Origin of the sequence: Pseudomonas sp. O39 (assembly GCF_045447295.1) — a bacterium.
GTDB lineage: Bacteria > Pseudomonadota > Gammaproteobacteria > Pseudomonadales > Pseudomonadaceae > Aquipseudomonas > Aquipseudomonas antarctica_A.
The window spans coordinates 17,245-36,151 of record NZ_JBJGXV010000031.1; the positions used below are offsets into that span (position 1 = coordinate 17,245).

29 protein-coding genes are annotated in these 18,907 nt (G+C 56.2%); 7 read left to right on the forward strand and 22 right to left on the reverse strand.

Going from position 1 to position 18,907, the window contains the following annotated elements; genetic code table 11:
* Nucleotides 1-16: 16 nt before the first annotated feature.
* From ACI77D_RS26955 to ACI77D_RS26975, 5 genes are read right to left on the reverse strand one after another with little or no spacing between them, the layout of a single operon-like run.
* Complete coding sequence (locus tag ACI77D_RS26955; RefSeq protein ID WP_407017836.1) at nt 17-1,183, reverse strand: phage minor head protein; 1,167 nt, start codon at nt 1,181-1,183, stop codon at nt 17-19.
* Nucleotides 1,158-2,576: a DUF4055 domain-containing protein gene (locus ACI77D_RS26960; RefSeq protein ID WP_407017837.1), complete on the reverse strand. Its 1,419-nt coding sequence runs from the start codon at nt 2,574-2,576 to the stop codon at nt 1,158-1,160. The genes ACI77D_RS26955 and ACI77D_RS26960 overlap by 26 nt, the downstream gene beginning before the upstream one ends.
* Nucleotides 2,573-3,895: a terminase gene (locus ACI77D_RS26965; RefSeq protein ID WP_407017838.1), complete on the reverse strand. Its 1,323-nt coding sequence runs from the start codon at nt 3,893-3,895 to the stop codon at nt 2,573-2,575. The genes ACI77D_RS26960 and ACI77D_RS26965 overlap by 4 nt, the downstream gene beginning before the upstream one ends.
* Nucleotides 3,870-4,346, reverse strand: coding sequence for a DUF2280 domain-containing protein (locus tag ACI77D_RS26970; protein ID WP_016969343.1), 477 nt, complete (start codon nt 4,344-4,346; stop codon nt 3,870-3,872). The genes ACI77D_RS26965 and ACI77D_RS26970 overlap by 26 nt, the downstream gene beginning before the upstream one ends.
* 31 nt (nt 4,347-4,377) lie before the next feature.
* The gene (locus ACI77D_RS26975) at nt 4,378-5,001 is read right to left on the reverse strand and encodes a putative metallopeptidase (protein ID WP_407017839.1); all 624 of its coding nucleotides are present in this window, start codon (nt 4,999-5,001) and stop codon (nt 4,378-4,380) included.
* Between the two features lie 91 nt (nt 5,002-5,092).
* On the opposite strand from ACI77D_RS26975, the gene ACI77D_RS26980 reads away from it, so the two are divergent.
* On the forward strand, nt 5,093-5,398 hold the full coding sequence (locus tag ACI77D_RS26980) for a hypothetical protein (RefSeq protein WP_407017840.1): 306 nt from the start codon (nt 5,093-5,095) through the stop codon (nt 5,396-5,398).
* Nucleotides 5,399-5,426: 28 nt separating this feature from the next.
* Here the strand turns inward: ACI77D_RS26980 and ACI77D_RS26985 are convergent, their stop codons facing one another.
* The 17 genes from ACI77D_RS26985 to ACI77D_RS27065 all read right to left on the reverse strand — a co-directional run bounded on the left by ACI77D_RS26985 (nt 5,427) and on the right by ACI77D_RS27065 (nt 15,043).
* Entirely contained in the window at nt 5,427-5,624 is a 198-nt protein-coding gene (locus tag ACI77D_RS26985) for a hypothetical protein (RefSeq protein WP_407017841.1), read from the reverse strand.
* A gap of 49 nt (nt 5,625-5,673) precedes the next feature.
* Complete coding sequence (locus ACI77D_RS26990) at nt 5,674-5,991, reverse strand: hypothetical protein (RefSeq protein WP_187601396.1); 318 nt, start codon at nt 5,989-5,991, stop codon at nt 5,674-5,676.
* On the reverse strand, nt 5,991-6,362 hold the full coding sequence (locus tag ACI77D_RS26995; RefSeq protein ID WP_025856073.1) for a chemotaxis protein: 372 nt from the start codon (nt 6,360-6,362) through the stop codon (nt 5,991-5,993). Before ACI77D_RS26995 ends, ACI77D_RS26990 begins: the two co-directional genes overlap by 1 nt.
* A 185-nt stretch (nt 6,363-6,547) precedes the next feature.
* On the reverse strand, nt 6,548-6,973 hold the full coding sequence (locus ACI77D_RS27000) for a hypothetical protein (RefSeq protein ID WP_407017842.1): 426 nt from the start codon (nt 6,971-6,973) through the stop codon (nt 6,548-6,550).
* A gap of 186 nt (nt 6,974-7,159) precedes the next feature.
* Nucleotides 7,160-7,996, reverse strand: a complete 837-nt coding sequence (locus ACI77D_RS27005) for a lipid II-degrading bacteriocin (RefSeq protein WP_407017843.1) — start codon at nt 7,994-7,996, stop codon at nt 7,160-7,162.
* 11 nt (nt 7,997-8,007) lie between these two features.
* Nucleotides 8,008-8,190: a zinc finger domain-containing protein gene (locus tag ACI77D_RS27010; protein ID WP_407017844.1), complete on the reverse strand. Its 183-nt coding sequence runs from the start codon at nt 8,188-8,190 to the stop codon at nt 8,008-8,010.
* Between the two features lie 90 nt (nt 8,191-8,280).
* The gene (locus ACI77D_RS27015) at nt 8,281-9,243 is read right to left on the reverse strand and encodes a hypothetical protein (RefSeq protein ID WP_407017845.1); all 963 of its coding nucleotides are present in this window, start codon (nt 9,241-9,243) and stop codon (nt 8,281-8,283) included.
* Between the two features lie 11 nt (nt 9,244-9,254).
* Nucleotides 9,255-9,440 carry a zinc finger domain-containing protein gene (locus tag ACI77D_RS27020; RefSeq protein WP_407017846.1) on the reverse strand — a complete coding sequence of 62 codons (186 nt, stop codon included), beginning with the start codon at nt 9,438-9,440 and terminating at the stop codon, nt 9,255-9,257.
* 76 nt (nt 9,441-9,516) lie between these two features.
* Nucleotides 9,517-9,750: a hypothetical protein gene (locus ACI77D_RS27025; protein ID WP_407017847.1), complete on the reverse strand. Its 234-nt coding sequence runs from the start codon at nt 9,748-9,750 to the stop codon at nt 9,517-9,519.
* A gap of 170 nt (nt 9,751-9,920) precedes the next feature.
* Nucleotides 9,921-10,466 carry a hypothetical protein gene (locus ACI77D_RS27030; RefSeq protein WP_407017848.1) on the reverse strand — a complete coding sequence of 182 codons (546 nt, stop codon included), beginning with the start codon at nt 10,464-10,466 and terminating at the stop codon, nt 9,921-9,923.
* On the reverse strand, nt 10,463-11,059 hold the full coding sequence (locus ACI77D_RS27035; protein WP_407017849.1) for a recombination protein NinG: 597 nt from the start codon (nt 11,057-11,059) through the stop codon (nt 10,463-10,465). The genes ACI77D_RS27030 and ACI77D_RS27035 overlap by 4 nt, the downstream gene beginning before the upstream one ends.
* A complete protein-coding gene (locus tag ACI77D_RS27040) occupies nt 11,056-11,526 on the reverse strand; it encodes a hypothetical protein (RefSeq protein WP_407017850.1) in 471 nt (156 codons plus the stop codon). The genes ACI77D_RS27035 and ACI77D_RS27040 overlap by 4 nt, the downstream gene beginning before the upstream one ends.
* On the reverse strand, nt 11,523-12,320 hold the full coding sequence (locus tag ACI77D_RS27045; protein ID WP_407017851.1) for a hypothetical protein: 798 nt from the start codon (nt 12,318-12,320) through the stop codon (nt 11,523-11,525). Before ACI77D_RS27045 ends, ACI77D_RS27040 begins: the two co-directional genes overlap by 4 nt.
* A complete protein-coding gene (locus ACI77D_RS27050; protein WP_407017852.1) occupies nt 12,307-13,284 on the reverse strand; it encodes a phage replication protein in 978 nt (325 codons plus the stop codon). Before ACI77D_RS27050 ends, ACI77D_RS27045 begins: the two co-directional genes overlap by 14 nt.
* A 1-nt stretch (nt 13,285) precedes the next feature.
* Nucleotides 13,286-14,137 carry a Bro-N domain-containing protein gene (locus ACI77D_RS27055; protein ID WP_407017853.1) on the reverse strand — a complete coding sequence of 284 codons (852 nt, stop codon included), beginning with the start codon at nt 14,135-14,137 and terminating at the stop codon, nt 13,286-13,288.
* Between the two features lie 188 nt (nt 14,138-14,325).
* Entirely contained in the window at nt 14,326-14,748 is a 423-nt protein-coding gene (locus ACI77D_RS27060) for a phage regulatory CII family protein (protein ID WP_407017854.1), read from the reverse strand.
* 82 nt (nt 14,749-14,830) lie between these two features.
* Nucleotides 14,831-15,043, reverse strand: a complete 213-nt coding sequence (locus ACI77D_RS27065; protein ID WP_017528163.1) for a Cro/CI family transcriptional regulator — start codon at nt 15,041-15,043, stop codon at nt 14,831-14,833.
* An 82-nt stretch (nt 15,044-15,125) separates the two neighbouring features.
* Here ACI77D_RS27065 and ACI77D_RS27070 point away from each other — a divergent pair, with 82 nt between their 5' ends.
* The 6 genes from ACI77D_RS27070 to ACI77D_RS27095 all read left to right on the forward strand — a co-directional run bounded on the left by ACI77D_RS27070 (nt 15,126) and on the right by ACI77D_RS27095 (nt 18,869).
* On the forward strand, nt 15,126-15,791 hold the full coding sequence (locus ACI77D_RS27070) for a LexA family protein (RefSeq protein ID WP_407017885.1): 666 nt from the start codon (nt 15,126-15,128) through the stop codon (nt 15,789-15,791).
* Nucleotides 15,792-15,885: 94 nt separating this feature from the next.
* Nucleotides 15,886-16,194 carry a hypothetical protein gene (locus ACI77D_RS27075; protein ID WP_407017855.1) on the forward strand — a complete coding sequence of 103 codons (309 nt, stop codon included), beginning with the start codon at nt 15,886-15,888 and terminating at the stop codon, nt 16,192-16,194.
* Nucleotides 16,195-16,216: 22 nt separating this feature from the next.
* Entirely contained in the window at nt 16,217-16,435 is a 219-nt protein-coding gene (locus ACI77D_RS27080) for a hypothetical protein (protein ID WP_407017886.1), read from the forward strand.
* Nucleotides 16,436-16,568: 133 nt separating this feature from the next.
* A complete protein-coding gene (locus ACI77D_RS27085; RefSeq protein ID WP_056861762.1) occupies nt 16,569-17,486 on the forward strand; it encodes a hypothetical protein in 918 nt (305 codons plus the stop codon).
* A gap of 390 nt (nt 17,487-17,876) precedes the next feature.
* Nucleotides 17,877-18,452 carry a hypothetical protein gene (locus ACI77D_RS27090; protein ID WP_407017856.1) on the forward strand — a complete coding sequence of 192 codons (576 nt, stop codon included), beginning with the start codon at nt 17,877-17,879 and terminating at the stop codon, nt 18,450-18,452.
* Between the two features lie 165 nt (nt 18,453-18,617).
* Nucleotides 18,618-18,869, forward strand: a complete 252-nt coding sequence (locus tag ACI77D_RS27095; protein ID WP_407017857.1) for a DUF1654 domain-containing protein — start codon at nt 18,618-18,620, stop codon at nt 18,867-18,869.
* Nucleotides 18,870-18,907: the final 38 nt, after the last annotated feature.

Below are 18,907 nucleotides of genomic sequence, written 5' to 3' on the forward strand. Positions count from 1 at the left end.
AAAGTTTTGGACGCTGTTACCTGGAAACTATTGGGCGCTGATTGACAACCTCGCTGCCCACCCCGTCGCCGTGGAAGTATGGGGCGGACACTGGCACTGGACAGGCAAGCACGCTGCTATTACTGAGGAACGCTTCCGTTACCTCATGAATGCTGGATGGCATGTCATGGTCGTCGCCGTCAACAACACCAGCCCACTTACTGCTGCCGTCGCAGATTACGTTGCTTCGGAGATCAAGCTCCTTCGCAGCGACCCATCCCTTGTCCGTGAGTATCGGGTGATTTGGCGTGCAGGTGAGTACACGACCAGAGGATGTCTTGAAGACAACGACTTCTCCGTCGAACCACCGTTTACTTACGCCCGCGATCCCGCTACTGGCCGTTACAAGAGTGTGCCCCGGTAAGCAATTCGGGTGAAACGGCGGCCTTGGGCCGGAATCTACCGGAAACTTGCGTTTGTCCATCGAGCGGCACAACTGGCTGGTCTTGCTATCCAGCGTGGCCACCATCTGGATCTCTTGCACGATGTCTGTGTTGGCCTTGGCCACCTCCATGCGCGCCTGGGACGACACATGCTGAATAGCGGTGTGCACGACCGTGCTGGCATTACGGTTGGTGGTGGCGAGAACTCCATCCTTGTAGCCGGCAGCCTTGGTTCCGCGAATGTTGCGGATGATCTGGAAGTTCGTCTGCCCTTCGAAGAAGCCCTGCCGGATGGTGCCGGTAACGCGTTCACGCTCTGCACCGGTCCAACCCTTGATAAAGGCCTTCAGCAACTTGCCGCCGCCGGTACCGCGAACGCTGAGCGGGTTCGTTAACACCGCCGTGCGAATTGACGCAGCTGTAGGCGCGACCACATCAAGCGACACGCCAACCGGTGCTGATCGGGCCAAACTCGTAGCTTCGAACTCAGCCTCGTAGTTGGCAATGTCCACCAGGTCGAGGTTCAGTTGCGCGCTGTAGCGATCGAAGATGCCCAGCAGCAAGCTATCCACCTCCTTCAGCAGCGCTTCCAGACGCTTGACGTTGTACTCGGTCAGGTCGGACTGAGTGAGCCGGTCACGGATCGAGCGGTCAATCTCCTTGAGGAAGGGAGCAAACTTGCCCACCTCCCCCGCCTTGAGCTTTTCGAGGAAGACCGCGTGCCGGATCGTGGCGTCAAGGATTGCTTGGTTTGCCGCCATTTGGTTTGTCCTCGTCGTCCAGGTCCAGGCCGTCGCCCTGCTCTTCCAGCTCGCCATCGATTTGCAGGTCTGTTCGCTCTGGCGCAATCAACCCAAGCTTGCGTAGGTACGACCGAAGATCCGCCTTCGCGAAGCCGCCGTTCTGCCACAAGCCAACCAAGGCCGTGATCATCTGCGGATCAGCCGTCAACTCAACGAACTCCTGGTTCACCTGATACGCGACCTTCTTGTCAGCGATGCCCATGTAGGCGCAGCACCACATGATTGCTCGGGTGTAGGCCTCGCTGACGTTTGCCACGCAGCCTGCGAGCACCGAAGTGGATGCCGACTGATCGCCTCGGGACTCGGTAGCGGTCTTGGTGGCAAGTGAAGCCACCACCATCCGTGCGCCCAGTTCGATCATCATCTGGTTCTTGTCGGCCATGGCCTCCTTGACCAGGGTGTTCGGCGCAGGTTGCGCGTAGCCGAATGCACCACCAGCCGGCAGCATCATGGGAGCCCTGGAGCCGACATAAACGCCGTTCTTCTCCATCCAGTCGCGCCATGACTCATCGAGGCCGGAAATCCAAGGCTGGGCCTGGCCACACCAGAAGACGCTATCTTCGTAATCGGCACTGTTCCGGTAATGACCCAGGTTGATCATGGCGATATCGTAGAGCGGCGACTCATCAATGCTTGGGTCGTTGTTCTGCGCGCCGACGAATGTGAACGGGATCTCCTTGAGGCGACCGGTTACACCTTCGGGCTTGAACTCGTCGATGACTGCCAGCGGCCCGCCACCTTTCGGCCCGGACCGACGCCAGACACGGCAGACAAAACCGTCCTCCTCGAGCGCCAATTCGCGATACTGCTCAGCTGTCTTGTAGCCGAAGCCGTCAGGAATCTCCGGAGACTCCCGCAGCACCACCAGCGTCAACACGCTATGGCCGTTCACCATGCCAGTGCGCCAGTTGATGATGTCCTCGGCGCAGTACGACAGGATCACCGAGTGACCGCCGATGCCGTCATCCTGGTGATAGTCGACGTATAGGCCGTGACGGCCAGCCTCAAGCACCTTTTCGAGAGTACCCTGTGAGTGCTGGTAAATACTCACCCCGGAGCCGTTGGCATTGTCCTGCAGGTATTCCAGCTTCTTCGGCACCGTGAGTGTCGGGTCCTTATGGAAGGCCAGGCCCAGCAGCCCGTTACGGGTGTGCCCGGTGGCATTCTTGAACACCGCCCGCTCGCGGTAAGCCCGGTTTCGGTCTTCGTTCTCCGGCGACTTGTCATGTGCGTTGATGTACGGCAGCCGATCGACAACTCGGTGCTGACCGGCGCAGACGTCTCGAATGGTCGCCCAGCGGTCCAGCACTGCCGTGTATTCCGCCCGCTTGAAGGAGACGTCGTTGCTCATCGGGCGTATCCCATTTTGATAGAAGTGACGATCGCTTTGATCGGATAGCGCTTGGCGATGAAGTAGCCGGCGGCGTCGTTCATATGGTCGTGACCCTTTTTCGGATCTTTGTCCGGCTCGCCCTTATCGGTGTAGGTCTGTCGCTCCAGGCACAACGTAAGCTGAGGGCACTGGTCGATGTTGACCTTCAGTCGTCGCTCGCCGTAGGCGTTAAGGAACATGGCGTTCACCGAGTTCACGCGGTCTTTCACGCCTGGGTTTGTGGAGTCGACGATCACCGTAAATTTTGCTTTCTTCAGCAGCGACAAGTCGGACTCGCTCGCGTTTTTGCTGCTGGTGTTCTGCCCGCTGGCGTCGGGATATACCGCCACCGAGTGCCCAGGGAACCGTGTCTGGATCTTCTCGATCATCTCCGGCGTGTCCCGAACACCGTGAAACTCATCCAGGGCCATCGGCAGATCGTTACGCACGACATAGACGACGGCAGCCATTTTCATGACGTTGAAGTCCATACCGATGTGCAACGCCTCGCCCGGCTTGATTCGCTCGCTGGTTCGGCACTCGTCGCGATTGAACGTGTAGTAGACGACGCCCGCGTAGTTCTCAAAGCCAGCTTCGTACTCTTGCCGGAAAGTGCGCGGGTCCATTTTCCGGCGAGCCGCTTCAAGCTCTTCAGGAGGAACGTTGCCGCCCTGCAATGACGTGTACTGCCAGCTCTTATGGTCCGGTTCGCCGCCTGGTTTACCGTCCAGATAAGTGTCGTAGCAGTGGTTGAAGCCCTTGGGCGTGCCGATTCGCAACGCATGCCCGCCCTTACGCATACCAACGCCTGGAATCTGGTACTGACAAGTCGATAGCATCGGCCGCAGTACTTCTTCCCACGCAGCCCACGGGCAGTCTGCCCATTCATCCACCAGGACGAAGAACAGGCCGGAGCCCCGCAGATTGTCGTAGTTGTCGAGCCCCACCACACGCATGACGTGGCCGGACTTGAGGGTGATCGAACATTCCGTCTCGTTTGGACGGTGTGCACGCCATGCTTCAGGAATGGCCTGCTTCAGTCGCCGCCAGAACACACGCTTGGCCTGTTTGAAGGTCGGCGCGCCGTACCAAATCTCGTCCTCAACGCTCACGCCCCACTCAGCAGCCAGACGTGCGGCGCGGCGCATCTCGGCCTTGCCCAAGAAAGTCTTGCCGAACCGGCGACCACATACCGCATCGCGGAAACGGGCCTCAGGCTGAAACCCCCAGCAGTAAATGTTCGCCTGCTTGGGCGTCAGCTTGACCGGAGGATCAAAGGTGCGGGGAAGTCGGGACATTCTCATCAGGCTCCAGCGTGTATTCAGCAACGGCGTGCTGCTGGTCCGCATGGGAGCCCAGAGGTTTTTCAGGTTCGAGGCGACGATTCACGTAAACATCGCCCACCTCTTTGGCCGCCTGCTCCAGCAACTGAGCAGTAAGGGCCATGTTCTTTGAGTTCTCGGCCTTTACAGCCATGCGTCCAAGCGCGCGCAAGCGATAGGCGCGGTTGGCGATTGGAATCTCAGCAGTCTCTTCGCGGAACCGCTTGCGGGTGTCATGGAACAGCGTCACCCACTTGACCGCCAAGTTCACCCCGGCGCGCTTGGTGGGATCGTGCGACTCACACAGTTGGCGAGATATCTCAACGCCGAATTCCTGTTTGACCTGCTCCACCACCTGGGAGGGAGTGTCAAAACACGCCAACGCCTGAACGATGAAGCCTTTCACCTCATTTTTCAGGGCTGCCATAGGTTGAATTCCGTCTAATGCCTGTCAAAAATCAGGCCGACTTGAGCAGACAGGTTCCGCAGGCCCTCGCAATGTTCAATTTCCCCACCTCAGCAGGACTGTTTGCAGCATCCACCAACGCTTGAACGTCAGGACTTGCACCGTAACGGCGGACGACTCCGACGAACTCTTCGACGTCGTGGCCCTGCAGCTTGATCTTCGGCGCACCGTCTTGGGTGAATGCTGGTTGACCGTACTTGTCGGTCGCGTGAGCCAGGTGATACAGCTCATGTTCGATCAGGGCGCAGAACTCAAGGTCGCTGCACTGGGCGCAGTAGTCGGCAGCAAGGGTGATGATGAAGGCCGGTACATCGCCGAACCAATCACGCATCTGTTGCTCCATCCGGGCTTTCTGCCAACCGCCAGCGCGGAACGCTACCTGTTCGGCCTGGCCCAGGACTGTGCGGCCTTGTTTCTCGAAGCTCGACGATGCCCACATGACCTGGATGTCTGCATCCAGTAGGTGGGCATGGTCTTCGTTGTGAATGCTGCCGGTGTCGGCGAGGATCTCTGTCTGGAGCCACTCCCACGCCTCGGGTGCTGGCGTCAGGCGAATACCGAAGTCGGATAAATCGGACAGCTCAAAGAGTGCGCCAGGCGGGTATGGCCTATTCATGTCTGCCTCAAACTCTCCAAAGCGCCGCATAACTTCATTCTGCGGATTTTCGTGGTATTGATGATGCTCAAATTATGGGAGGGTCAATCGTATGGAGTTCAAGACAGCACAGATTTCGTTTAGGCCGGCGGAACAGCCGACTATAACCCGGGAAATAAGAGCCTCATTTACGTTTAGCCAGCATCGGGGAGCTTTGGATAAAAGCACTGATACGTATCAGAAAAGCAATCAGGGCTTCAGCTGGCTTGGCGTGAAAACCGAGCCGTTCGAAGGCTGGCTTGACACTTCGTTAATTGAGTTCTGCTTTCCTGATGAAGCACATGGTGACTTCGTGGTGTATCCAGTGGACAGCATTACCCAGGACGGAGAGTGGCTGTGGTTTCCAGTTAGGAGCTGAACCGTTAACTGGATTCAGCGCCAATACCTTATTCCTGTTGCTTCACCATCTGGAATGTCTGGGCATGGGCATGGCCGTGGAGCAATCCAACGATCAGGCCTTGGGGAAGTCCGGCAGCCTTGGCGGCGTCCACGGCATCGGCAATAGCCTTGTCGAGCGCGCTCACCGATGCGTTGATGTCCGGGCCCAACGGTAGCGCGTGCCGCAGGCGGATCACTTTGCTCATCTGCAAAACCTCGCGCCACGATTTGGCGCATTCGAAAACGTGGCGCGCGTTACTGCGATACCCGGTTGAGGGCTTCGTCAGCTTTGTCGGCAGCCTGGGCCGCGGTCGTTGCGGCCTTCGTGGCCTTGTCGGCAGCAGTACCGGTTTGGCGGGTCAGCTCTTCCAGGCGCTTGTCGCGCTCACCCATCGCGGTGTCGTAGGCCTTGCGAATGTCGGTCACTTGGCTGCTCTGCTTCTCGGCGAGCGACCAGTAGGCGGCCTGGTAACCCAGAACTGCACCACCACCCACCAGCACGACTGCAATGGCCCAGACCTCAGCCCGGCGCCACCAGCGGCGCGCGATAAATTCCAATGCGCATCTGTCCATCATGCGATTCCTCCCAGCTTAGTGCGCAGGCGAGTGATCTCGTCGCTCTGCTGCGTCACGCGGTCAGTGAGCTGGGCGACCTGGCTTGTCAGCGCTTCGATCTTGCCTTCCATGCGCCCAACAGCGGCGGCCAGGTCGTTCCGCTCCTTGGCGAACTGATCGGCGCGGGCCTCGGCTTCTTTGCGGGCGGCGCGCTCCTGGTTCAGTAGTTCATTCAGGCGCTTCAGCGTGCCGATATCGGCGCTGTCCATTGCCCGGTCGGTTGCGTCCTTGGAGAGGAACCGGCGCAGCCATAACAGGCCGCCCAGCACTACGGTGGCGCTACCGCCCAGCCAGGTAGCTGTGCCTGGACCGAGGTCAGTAGGATCCATCGTTGCTCCATGAAGAATATGGCCTTGGCCAGAAATAGGTCAGCTCCAACAGCAATCCCAGCTAAGAGCGATGGGTGTGGTGGGGCCAAAAACTAAAAAGCCCCAATTAATTTCGAGGCCAGGAAGTTGACTCGTAGTGATTCGAAGCACCCCACAATGTGAGGTTCAAGAACCAGGAATTACTGCTAAATCGATGTTCGGCTGGCTTTAACAGTCCGAATTAGCCTCAAACAAAGCAAGATCACAACCAAAAAAAACAACAACCCGCTCAAAACTCCGATAATCGAATCGTACGAAAATGCAGCCACCGAAAAGACACCAAGAGCACACGTTAATAGCCAAGGCAAGTTAGCGATACCAGAGATAAAGAATTTAGTCTTAACATGCTCATCGCTTACAAATTTACAAACCAACAATCCAACAAAAGACAAACACCAAGAAATCGTTCCAAACCCCATGATAAACGCTGAGAAAACATAAGCTGCAGGAACTCCCATTGTATCGCTTAGGTCATTTGGGTTTTCGAGCGCGCCAGCAACGGAGCACACATACAAAAGAAACGCTGACAGCGATAAGAAAACAAGAAAAAAATACCACTTCCATGAACTCATAACACTCCAACTCCACCAAGATTAATCGTTTGAAATAATGATCAATATTAGAGGTTTGTTTTTTAGTACGTCAAACCACTCATTCGAAAAACCACAATTCTCCACACAAAACCCACAAACAGCGATCATGCCAAAAGCTGGCATGACCGTGCATCGAGGGGATCTCTCCCGCCTATAATGACTCAGTTAGCGCTGGATATCGATCGGTAGCGAGCCCCTGATTTCGATTTCAAACTCCTTGGCGCCCGTCCCGTTCTGAATCGCACGGAGCACCGTCGTCGCCGCTTCGGGCAACGCATTTCTGAAGGAACCCTGATTCGCGTCATACTTATCGTTGTAAGCACGTGCCTCCCCATTGAACACAACAGAACCATTCTCATACTTGGTTGCATTGCCTTCAATTTTCAGGGTGATATTTCCAAGAACGGAACCCGTATTGAAAGAGTCATCGAAAGTATTGTAAGGAACCTTATCCAGAACGACCCTAGTGGTGCCAATCGACATATCGTTAAAATGCTGTTCAAGCATCGGAATCTTAGTAGCCGATGGATTCAGCCCAAGTTTGGTAATATCCATCCGGACGGTGGCACCATCACCATTAATGAAATGACCCAACGCAGATACAGGACCAAGCTCCGATGCGGAAATTTGCTTAACCTCTTGCGTGGGAGCGGCGTGCGTAACTAGCAATGGGTTGAGATATGCATAATCCAGAGCTGCTGCCGGATTAACACCAGTAATGCACATGTAGTTATCGGCAAACGGCAAAAATTTTAGGTCTCGGTTAAAACTCTCACCAATCATCCAAGAATCGAATCTACCGTACTGACTCATGGTACCCGCTACTTCTGAACAGAGCCGTACTAAAACCTCACGCCACATACCCTTTGCGTAATAGCCATTCCGAATTAGCTGCATACCATTGAAAGCTATAGCAGGGCTTTGCATAGTGCCACCACCTGAAGCGTTCAGGCCAGGGTAGAACGGGTCTGGAGCCGTAACAACAATGCTTGGAAGTTCCATTATTTCACCTTTTAAGTCGAATGATTTGTCGCGGAGGATTCCGCTTTCATGTCGCTCAAAGGCGATTGCTCGAGGCTCGTGGCCTTCACATGATTCAACGTCCCGCATCGGGAACACTTGATCTGGAGCTCTGTAAACCCACCCGTACGGGCGAGAAGTCTTTTGCAGTTACCGCATCTGAATTCTTCCAACATCTGCAAATTCCTTTTGCTGAATCGCCCTTTCCGTGGGCCAAAAAAAGCCCAGCGCGACGGCTGGGCTCTATTACGCAAGGAGATAGAAGATCATGGAGTCCAGTAAGCAATCTTGCCGTCTGCACCAACAGCTACAAATTTGCCATTGCCGTAGGCGACGCTCCGGATATCGGTTCCTGCGAAAGTGTTGTCTTGCTGAATCCAGCCGAGCCCATCTTCGGAAACGGCCGTCTTGCCGCCGTCGCCGACAGCCACATACTTGCCATTACCGTAAGCAATGTCGCGGATGATGGTTCCACCGAAACTGGTATCTTCAACAGCAGTCCAGCTAAGCCCATCGGATGAATATGCCATCTTGCCATCCGCACCAACGATAAACATTTTCCCGTTGCAAAGCTTCATGGAAAGGATGGTGCTAGTGCCGAAGGTGCTAGTTCTGGGTGTGAATGTTTGCGGATTATCCGTCGCCATCTTCACACCGCTAAGCAGCTTCCCATTCGATCCCGCAATCAACACAAAACTGCCAATGACGTTGACGCAGTACACGGTCTCGCTAGAAGTGAAGGTCGTAGTGCGCTCCACCAGGCCTGACCAATCGCCATAACGGGAAAAGACTTTGCCGTTAGACCCAACCAGTATCCAGGTGTAGTTGTTGCCGAAAAGCGGCTGATAAAACGCAACGCCTTGCAAGTCCCCGTACGCGCGAGCAGTTGTCGTAAGATTTGTCCAATCCCTTTCAGGGCGGTCTGCGATGCCGTTGATCACATTGCCGGATTGAGAAAGGGCTTGAAGCGATGTCCCAATACCGTTCCAGTACAGCTCGTTGAGGACCATTCCGCTATTAGAGGTGACGACGCCCTTAAGCTTGGTCCACGCTGTGCCAGTTGCGCCTCCGGTGACAACCTGAGTGGTTGTGGGAAGACTGTTGCCACCAACCGCAAAAAACTTGCCTTGCGCAAAAACCACGCGCCTAAGCATGCCGGTGTTATCCACCGGTTCTACTTGAGTCCAAAGATCTTGCAAGATTTGAGACGCCGAGTTTGCGTTTTCCATTTTAAACTCCATTACTGAGCTGATTTAAGTTCAGGCCTCTGAATTGGGCGTATGGCGCTCATGGGCGATTGCTCGAGGCTCGTGGCCTTCACATGATTCAGCGTCCCACATCGGGAACATTTGATCTGGAGCTCTGTAAACCCACCCGTACGGGCGAGAAGTCGGTTGCAGTTACCGCATCTGATTTCTTTCAACATCTGCAAATTCCTTTTGCTGAATCGCCCTTCCATGGGCAATAAAAAACCCCGCTCTAGGCGGGGTTTCATAAAAACTTTAGTCGCTTGAAGTTTGAGGGACTGGGGCCTCGTCGATGCTTATGCAGTGCTCAATGTTCGTTATTTTCTTCAGTGCAAGCTCGGCCGTTGAATAAGCTCCGAACATTCTGCCCTGATAAAAAACAACCCACGCAAACTGAATATCCGCGTTGCCAGCCTGCCCTACAACCAACTTCTTGAACCGTTCCGCCAAGTCGTCGACATGCATCTGTGCCATGCCACGCAAAACCATGACGCTCTCCCAGTTTATAGTCGGAAGCTCTATTTTCGACCTTGCACAAACTGAGCGCAATAAAAAGCCCGACATATAAGCCGGGCTTTCAAGTGTGAGTCCCTAACGCGCAAGATCGATAGGATGGGTAAATACTCTCTCACTTTCTCACTCAGTGCAATAGCTTTTTGCTACGCGGCGCAACTTTCGATAAGCCCCTCTGCGTCGAGCAGCTCCTGAGCGGCAGTGAGCGCCTCGTTCACCTGGTCATCAAGCGTCTTGCGGATCCCTGAACGCCACCGATACCGAGTCGATTCCGGCTTGCCGTCGTTATCCCAATTTGTGATGTCGTACCAGGCGGCCGGCAGCACCGCGGCGGAGCGCTTGCCCTCGGCACCGGCAACTTGTGGAATGGCCCAGGTCAGCACCGCGCATTCCCGGAAGCGCTTCGGCGCCGGTGTCTTCACCGAGTTCAGCAATTCCAGGATGGCGCCATGCTTGCGCTCCTGGTGCGTCGAGTACTTTGCCACAAGTGCCCGCCAGTGCGCCGGGGTGAGCGCCTTGTGCAGCCGACCGAACACCCAGCAGTCCTGAAGAAACGCCGCCTCCTTGCCGACGATCTCCCCCTTCTGCTTGGCGCACTGCACCTTCGGCTCAAAGTCGCAGCCGCCGGCGGAACTGATGGTCTCGGCCGCAAGGGCTCGAACTACTGCTGAAACAACGTTGCGATAGGTCATGCTGCAGCCCTCTTCAGTTCTCTGGTCTTTGCCCGGTATTCGGCCTTGATGGTTTTGATTTCTTCGACGGTGTACTTGCGAGGCTCATGAGGCCCTTCAAGCCATGCGACTTTGTCGGCACCGATACGCAGCACCAGACGGATTCGGTACTCCACGGCGTTGCCGGACAGGTTGCGGTTGCACTTCACGCATTGGCGATGGATGTTCAGCGGCTCGAAGCGCAGCTCTGGGCAGGCACCTACGGATCGATAGTGCCCGGCGTCCCACCGGCTGCCTGTCATGAGGTCATTGTCGTTCGGCGTCGAGTCGCAGCTAATGCATGGCAAGCGCGCGTCACGCAGGCGCACGTACTCGTTCACCGCGGCCTGGGCTTCGCGCAAGTGATCCGCCCTGCCTTTCAGCTTCTCCTTGCGGACTTTGATCTCGCGGCGCTCGACCTGTGCCAGCGACTTGCGCGCCTTCGCCTGGTTCACGTCCTTGATGGCCAGGCCACACTTCGGGCTGCATACGGCCTGGCCCAGTCGCTGCGGCGGGAAGCTGATGCCGCATGCTGGGTTCTTACACTTCTTCGGTTTGGGTTGCTTGGCGATCATGCAGCCTCCTTGCTGAGTAGATCAGTGAAAACCACACCTTGGCCTGTGAAGTAGGTGGCGATGCGGTCGGTGTAATTGATGCCCTGAGCGCGATTGAACAGGCTGGTCACCGGGAAACCGTCGGGGCCGAACAAATGGCACTCGCCCATCATGGCCAGCTTCGTTTCGTACGGCAGATGGCGCATGACGCGGTACCACTCGGCCTGAAAGCCGGCATCCTCGTTCAGCAGGATCTGCACGCCGAAGTGCAGCTTGCAGTACCGGCGGGCATCGGCCGCGTCGCCGATCTGGGTCATCTCGGCGATTCGCTTGTACATCCCGAACCACAACCGGTTCTGGTCAAGCGTGCGGTCCTTGCCAGCGCGCAGGGAGACCACCACGAACTTCTTGTCTCGGTACATGGCGCTCAACTTGGTGATAGCCTCAGAGAGCTTGGCCTGGCAGTTGACGCTGATCTTGTCGGTCATTGCACCGCCCTCTTCGCTTCCAGTTCCTGAGCTTGCTTGATGAGCATCGCTCTGCGATCAGCCAACTCATTTGCCGCGTCAATCCGCATTTCGGTTTTCCGTTCGGCACTGGCCTTGCGCATTTCCAGCATCGAGGTTTTCACCAGTTCCAGCCTCTGCCGAAGCTCGGGCTCTGGCCGTGTGACGGTGCCAGTGAGCAAGCCGGCGATGGCGCGACCGTCATCAGTGATTGGCTCGACGCTCAGGTCCGTCAGGTACTTCTGGGCGTGTTCGCGCGGGATTCTCTTCAGCTCCATTGCCTTGGTCACAGCCTTCACGCGACGGTTTGCGTCGAAGCCCACGGACACGTGCCAGTTGACCGGTTTTGCATCCTCGCGGGCCTGGCTCACGAAACGCTGGTAGGCGTCGATGAACGCCATGCGTGCACCGATCTTGTCGCCGCCATCCAAGATGGGTTTCGCAGCAGCCAGGGCCAGCTGGATCTCGTCGGTCAGCACCACTGTTTCAAATTCGTCGTTGGTGGTCATGGCGATGGCCCAGGCCTCGTCCTTGCCCGGGCGCCCGTCGGAGGACTGGACGCGTTGCAGGATGTCAGCCATTGCCAGCTTGCCCTTCACCTCGAAGCGGCAGGCCTTCAACGCGGCTTTGACGACGGGCACCGGATATGCGCAGAGGTCTTCAGCCATCATTGCGGCAGTGCCTGGGTTCATTTCTTGGCCCATTGCCTCGGCGGTGGCGCAGATGGCGGCGGCCAGCCCGGCAACCTGCTGGTCATTCATTTCAAAGGTATTCATTTCGGTCACCTGCTTGCCGTTTGGCCAAAACCATCTGGGCAGCCTGCTCCGCCGCGGAGTGGTTTGCCTCAGTCCGCTCCATCTGGCGGGCGGTTGTCCCGTTGATGCGCTGCCCGGTCACCCACTGGGTGTGATAGCTCTCAGCGTTGGCCAGCAGTTCGTTGAGGCTGTGGCACTTGCGCAGTACAGCGGCATCGCTGGTTTTCAGGAAGTGGGCAGCGACGTGGTGGGCGACATCCGCGCCGAGGCGGTCGACCAGCTGGCCGAGCTGGCCACCAACCTTGGCATTCCACACAGGCCAGGCGCTGTAGCGTTTGCGGTAAGCCATGGCGTAGTTCGCCCAGACCTTGAAGGTTTTGCAGGTCTGGTCTTTGGGGCCAGGCATGTCGGCGGGGATCTCGACCCGTGGGGTGTCGGTGCGATCAACCACCAGCACCAGACCGCGGGACTGAGCCGGCTTGCCGGTGGCGTCCTGCAAGTCCTGACTGGTGTCCTGATTGGTACCCTGATGATTGGTATCCTGATTTGTCGGAGATTTTTCCGACCCTTGTTCGGATTTTTTTCCGACCTTGCTCGGAGATTCATCCGAGGTAGATCGGATATTTTTCCGACCCTTGTTTTTTGGTGGGGTCGGATATTTTTCCGACCCGTCGAGCTTCTGGTTCCACTCGATCGCCTTCTCTGTGAGGCGGAAAAGCGTGATGTTCGAAGTGCTAGAAAGCTCAATCAAGCCAGCCTCTTCCAGGGCCTTCAGCATGCGGTAAGCGGTGTCCGGCTTATCGGTGAGCAGCGGCAGCTCCTCGATGATCTTGGCCTTGCTCAGCGCGAAGAAGATCCCGTCATCGGTCTTGATTGGCTTGGTCCAGCTCGGGCAGCCGTAGACGAAGGCGAACAGCAGGGCTTGCTGAGAATTCAGCCCCCACTCCAGCGCCTTCACCTGGTTAATCGTGACGGTGTATTGCATGTCAGGCCTTCCCGACCTTAGCGGCCAATTCAAGGAAGCGATCCACGTACCAGTGAGGCTGCGTCTCGCGGGGGCATTGAGGGCTGGTGAGGTTCTTGCCGTAGGCCATGCCCTTCTCGGTCACGGACCAGAAGTCCACCATTTCCTGCTTGGAGTTTTTGCGCTGGAGCACCCTGAGGAAGCCGTGGGTCTCAAGTGCAAGGTTGAATGCGCGGGCGGTGCTGGCAATGGCGTGATCTTTGATCAGAGCGGTGATTGCCTTGGTCGGCATCGAAGAGCAGCCAGCGGCATCAGGGGCGGCGTCAACGGCGTAGCCTGGGAGGAACTTGGCATCTAGGCCGTTGTTGGCGGCGATCTTGGCCAGCATCAGCATCTTGCTGGAGTTGGCAGGCTTCAAAAGGCGGTCAAAGCACTCCAGGATGGCCAGTTCGCCGACGATTTTGGAGTTGTTCGGGCCTTGGGCAGAAAAGGTGCCGGTCTTGCGGATACTTGGCAGCACCTGGCCAACCACCCACTCTTCGAACTTCTCGGCGGCCGGCAGCTTGGACTTCATCACCAGCCGGTACAGGTCCCGCTCCGGGATGATGGTCATGAAACCACCAGCCTGTTTCGGGGTAGTGGTCGCAGCCTTGCAGTGACGGGCCACGGCGTTCTCCGGCTTGGAGTAGCCAAGGGCGTCGGCGACGTCGCGCGCGATAAACCATGGATCGCCGAGCTTGTCGGTAATGACCCTGATTGCGGCGCCGTCGAAGTCGAACGGAATCACTGAGGAATTGCGCGCCACGTTTTCAGATTGCGAAAAACGTGGCGCGGGAATGTTGGGGCTATTGATCGATTCTGTGTGTTGGTGCATGATTCGCTCCAGTTGTTTACTGCTGTTGAGAAAGCCGACCTCGTACGTCGGCTTTTTTGTGCCTGCGTTTTCGTCCAGCTCTTTCACCAATAGTGGAAAGGGACTGCCCCAAAAGATGATGTTTGGGTTTCTTTTTCGGTTTCCATTCGCCCCCGCCTACCCTCCCTACATTTCGCATGCGAAAACTTTCAGGCGGCCTTAACCGACGCATCCATCACGTCAAGGCTCTGCCGTACGTGATTGATCTCTTGGCGGATCAGGCTCTTTTCGAAAGTGCTGACGTGGTTGTCGTCCAGTGCCTCGTGCACTGCGATCGTCAGGTCAGCGACTTCCTTGCCCACGTTGATTAGCGACTTGGTGAGCGCTTGCGGCTCCGGCGCCGACTTCGATACCAGGTCAAAGCCGAACTCATTGGCCAGGGCCAGCAGTGGGCGCATGTCACCGGTGTGCAGCAAGATCCCGAAAAGATGCTCCACGGTCAGGTGATGAGCCTCGTTGTCCGGGTTCGCGCGCTGAAGCAGGCCAACGTGCGGAACACCCATCTTTGCAGCCAGGGTCTTAGGCTCATTGCCTTTCACTTCGGCCTGGCACGCATCCAAAAAGTCTTCCATTCGTAAAACCTCAAATTTGTTTCCGTGGCGCCCTGCCGATGCAGAGGCGATCATTTGCTCAATGGAACGGCGGACAGGGATGTCATGCGGCGGATCGGGAGCCCTTCTGGGGCATGCACAGCTCACGCGCAGTGATCTTTCCGCCCGTCAACTCTTCAGCCTTGAAAGCTTTTTCTGCGCGCATCGGGTGAATCCCGGCGACCCAGTACGAAACTGCTGCTTGGGATACGTCGAGCGCTGAAGCGGTTTTGGTTTGCCCGCCGAAGAAGTCGACGAGCCTTTCGATAGGGGTCATATGAGAGCCCTCCTGATAAGCCTGCTTATATCCTAAGTAGAAGCATACTTATTTGCAAGCCAATAAGGGAACTTATAAATTCATGTGCATGAGCACACTTGCAGAACGACTAAAAGAAGCGCGAAAGCACGCCAATCTGACCCAGGCAAAACTGGCGGCAGTTTCCGGCGTCGAGCAACCACTGATCTCCCAATTGGAGACGGGGAAAAACCTTCAGAGCGCGCACCTTCCAAAGTTCGCCCACATATGCGGCGTCAGTGCGATTTGGCTTTCGGACAACATTGGCCCGATGATTGCGAAAACGAGAGAAGACTCGAACGTATCTATGGCTGCGCAACCTTCCCAAAGCTACCGTTACCCGGTGATCAGTTGGGTATCGGCCGGCTCCTGGGCAGAGGCTGTTGAGCCGTACCCTGCAGGCATTTCAGATCGATACGAATTTTCTGAGTACAACTCGAAGGGCCAGGCGTTCTGGCTTGAGGTGAAGGGCGACTCTATGACGGCGCAATCCGGCATGAGCATCCCAGAAGGCACGCTAATTCTGGTTGATACCGAGGCGGAAGCCGCACCCGGCAAGCTGGTGGTGGCTAAGCTGCCCGACAGCAACGAGGCGACCTTTAAGAAGCTTGTGAACGATGGGGGAAAGCTTTATTTGAAGCCGCTCAATCCGTCCTGGCGCATCGAGCCGTTCACTGAAGACTGCCGGATCGTGGGCGTGGTTGTGCAGGCGCTGCAGAAGTTTTACTGATCCGCAAGTGTGCTGGGGCGGATATGCCCGGGCGGTAAGCTAAATCGAGATATCGCGAGCTGACTAGCGCTCGTATACACAAGGGAATGTGGTAATGAATGCCTTTCGGATCGCGACTTTAATAGTCGCCCCGCTTTTTATCTCCGGCTGCTACAGCACGCCAAAAGAAAAAACTGAGTACGAAAAACAGATCGACGCAGTACCGATGCCTGTAACGGAAGCTGAACGGGTTGAGCAGTGTCGTAACTTCAAGCAAAGCGCAGATTACCAGCGGATTGTGGATATGTTGCAGTACTCACAGCGATCCAAGCTCGGCGCCTCGTATTATGAGTTTACAGAGTCTCTAGCGCTTTCGCGTCGCCTCAGAGCCATGAAGTGCCCTGGGTATGGGTGGTTTTCCTGATGCTGTTGCCTTGGGTGAGCCAATGACTGCCTGGCGAGAGCAGAGCTTTTGGAGCAAGGCTTGGACCTATGCTCTGCTCGCACTCGTTGCAGCACTCACTATCTATACTGGTGCGAACTGGTCAGGCGGGGGATCATCGAATCGCAAGCGGGTATTCAGCCCTAATTTCATTGCTCTGTGCGTTTTCGTTGCGGTGGTTGAGCTGATAGCGCTGAATCACTTCTATGGCGTGCGGGGGTGAGCTGAGCGCTGGACAGATAAACCCAAGCAAGCCCGAATAGGCGCGTGGTCTGGCGCGGCGGGATGCTGTAGCCTCTCGCTTTCGGACGGGCAGCCATAGTCTTAAATAGACAGAATCACGCACGGAAGCAACAATGGAAGACATGAGCAAAGCATCGCTACAAGTCGTTTATGACGGGCCCGCGCTTCAATCGCACGAGATGGAGGTGCGTGATCTTGCGCCCGCCCTTCTGGCTCTCGGGGAGCTTTTCGAAGAGGCAAACGCCACGCTCAACGATGGCCGAACCAAGCTCTCCGTTAGCGTCAAAGGATCATTTAAAACTGGCAGTTTTGGAATTGATCTTGGCGTAACGCAGAGTCTGATTCAGCAAGCCCAGGATCTTTTTGCCGGTAGCCCGGTTACCGCAGCGGCGAATCTGATCGCCCTGCTCGGCTTTACGAGCCTAACAACGAGGGGTGTTTTTCAGCTCATCAAGTGGGTTCGCAATCGAGATATCACAAAAGTTGAAATCCTTAGCGATGGCGTTGTCAGGGTTTTCTGCGATCAGGAGCATTTCGACACCGAGGAAAAGGTGTTAGCGCTGTTCCGAAATTGGAAGCTACGCAAGGCTTTCCAAGACGTAGTGCACAAACCGCTCCAGCGGCCGGGAGTTGATTACTTCGCCGTTCGCGAGCCTGATGGCGATTTCGTAGCGGCATCAGAAACGGAAGCCGAAAACTTCATCGCTCCCGAGCAGGAAGAGGAGCGACTTGATGAGAGTGAGCGAGTGGCCAGCCTTCAGTTGGTGAACATCGCCTTTCGCGACGAAAATAAATGGAGATTCCACGATGGCGCGTCCACGTTCTACGCATCAATTGTTGATCCAAGTTTCCTTTCGATGATTGAGAGTGGCGATCTGCGATTTGGCAAGGGAGATATCTTAAGGGTTCGCCTAAAGGAAATTAAAACCCTCGTGGGCGATCAGTTGAAGGCCGAGCACCAAGTTTTGGAAGTGCTTGACCATCGCCGCTCTGGCACTCAGCTAAAGCTTCCAATTCAACACCCCGATTGAATCAAGCCCGGCCCAGCGCCGGGCTTCTTGTATCTGCTCTACCCTGGCCCGCCCATACATTGCGCAGTACTGCAAAGCAATGCTCCGGCATGCTTCACAAGCCTTCTCCACTCATCACTCGTGATCATGTCGGATCGCTCCATGGCGTCAGCCCGTCTCAGCAATTCGAAATACTTCAACTCTGCGTCCATTCGACCTCCAGCCAGTGCAGAAAGCTCACGCCACGCTGTCAGGTTCAGTCTTCGCTGCGCCTCTTTCATGGGAGCCTCTATCACAGTAATGGGGTGACTTCAGCATAGGCTCGCTGACGAGCATCAAGGCGGACTTTAGACCAATGGTGGCTGTACGCCACGAATGCTAAAGTGCGGGCTCAATTACGGGAGGGATCCAATGAAAGGATTTGGGACATTCGCGCTGATCGTCGGCGCGTGCTGGCTGATCTTCGCGCTTAGCATGGATGTATCCGTGCCTACCGGCGCCGGCGGCCGAGTGAATAACCTGGGACTCATGGCCGACCGCCAGATCCACACTATTGTTGGCGGTGTGATTGCGCTCGCAGGCCTTCTCATGGTTTTGCTGGGTGGTAAAGGCTCCCCTGCTGCCGCCCAGGTAGAGAAAGATACTCGCCCCTGCCCTATGTGTGCCGAGAGCATCAAGACTGCTGCGGTCAAGTGCAAGCACTGCGGCGCCGATGTTGAGCCAGTAGCCGCCCCGCGCCTTAAAAATGGATGGGTCGCATCAACTTCCTGCCGTGACGAAGAAGAACAGCGGCGAACCATTGAAGCCATTACCAGTACCGGGCTTCCGGTTGTTTCAATGATTGGCCTAGCTGTGGGTGCCGGCCCATTTGAAACGAAGGAAGAAGCCAAGCAAGCCCTGGTCACGATGCGCGACGGCCCAAGGCTGTTCAGCGAGATCATCTATAGAGACTCGGTGAGCGGAAAGTATCCCTCCATTACCGACTGACAGCCGAGAGTCACCACAGCCCGCCAAGTGCGGGCTTTTTCATGCTTGCAGAAACGGATCTCCATCAGACATATGCATTTATGCATGAAACTTCTCGCTACCCTATTGCCAATATATGTCAGCACCAATACTGTACACACATACAGTATTCGCAAGGAGCGAAGCATGATCCAGGCACCCTACCCCACACCGAAACCGCGAAATTCCTACGAGCTTGTGGGCCACCGCCTGCAACGCATAATCGCCTCCCCTCGAGTACAGCGGATTCAGTTGGTCGAGGTATCCAGGCGCGACGACGAAAGCCCTGAAGCCTGGTGCCAAGTCATCCAAGACATCGGCGAAACCGCCGGAATAAGAATCGAGCATCTCGGTGACGGCGCCGTTCGAATCGGCTGGCGCGAGTACTGCGATTCATAAAAGAGCCCGCCAGTGAGCGGGTTTTTTATCACCTGCAT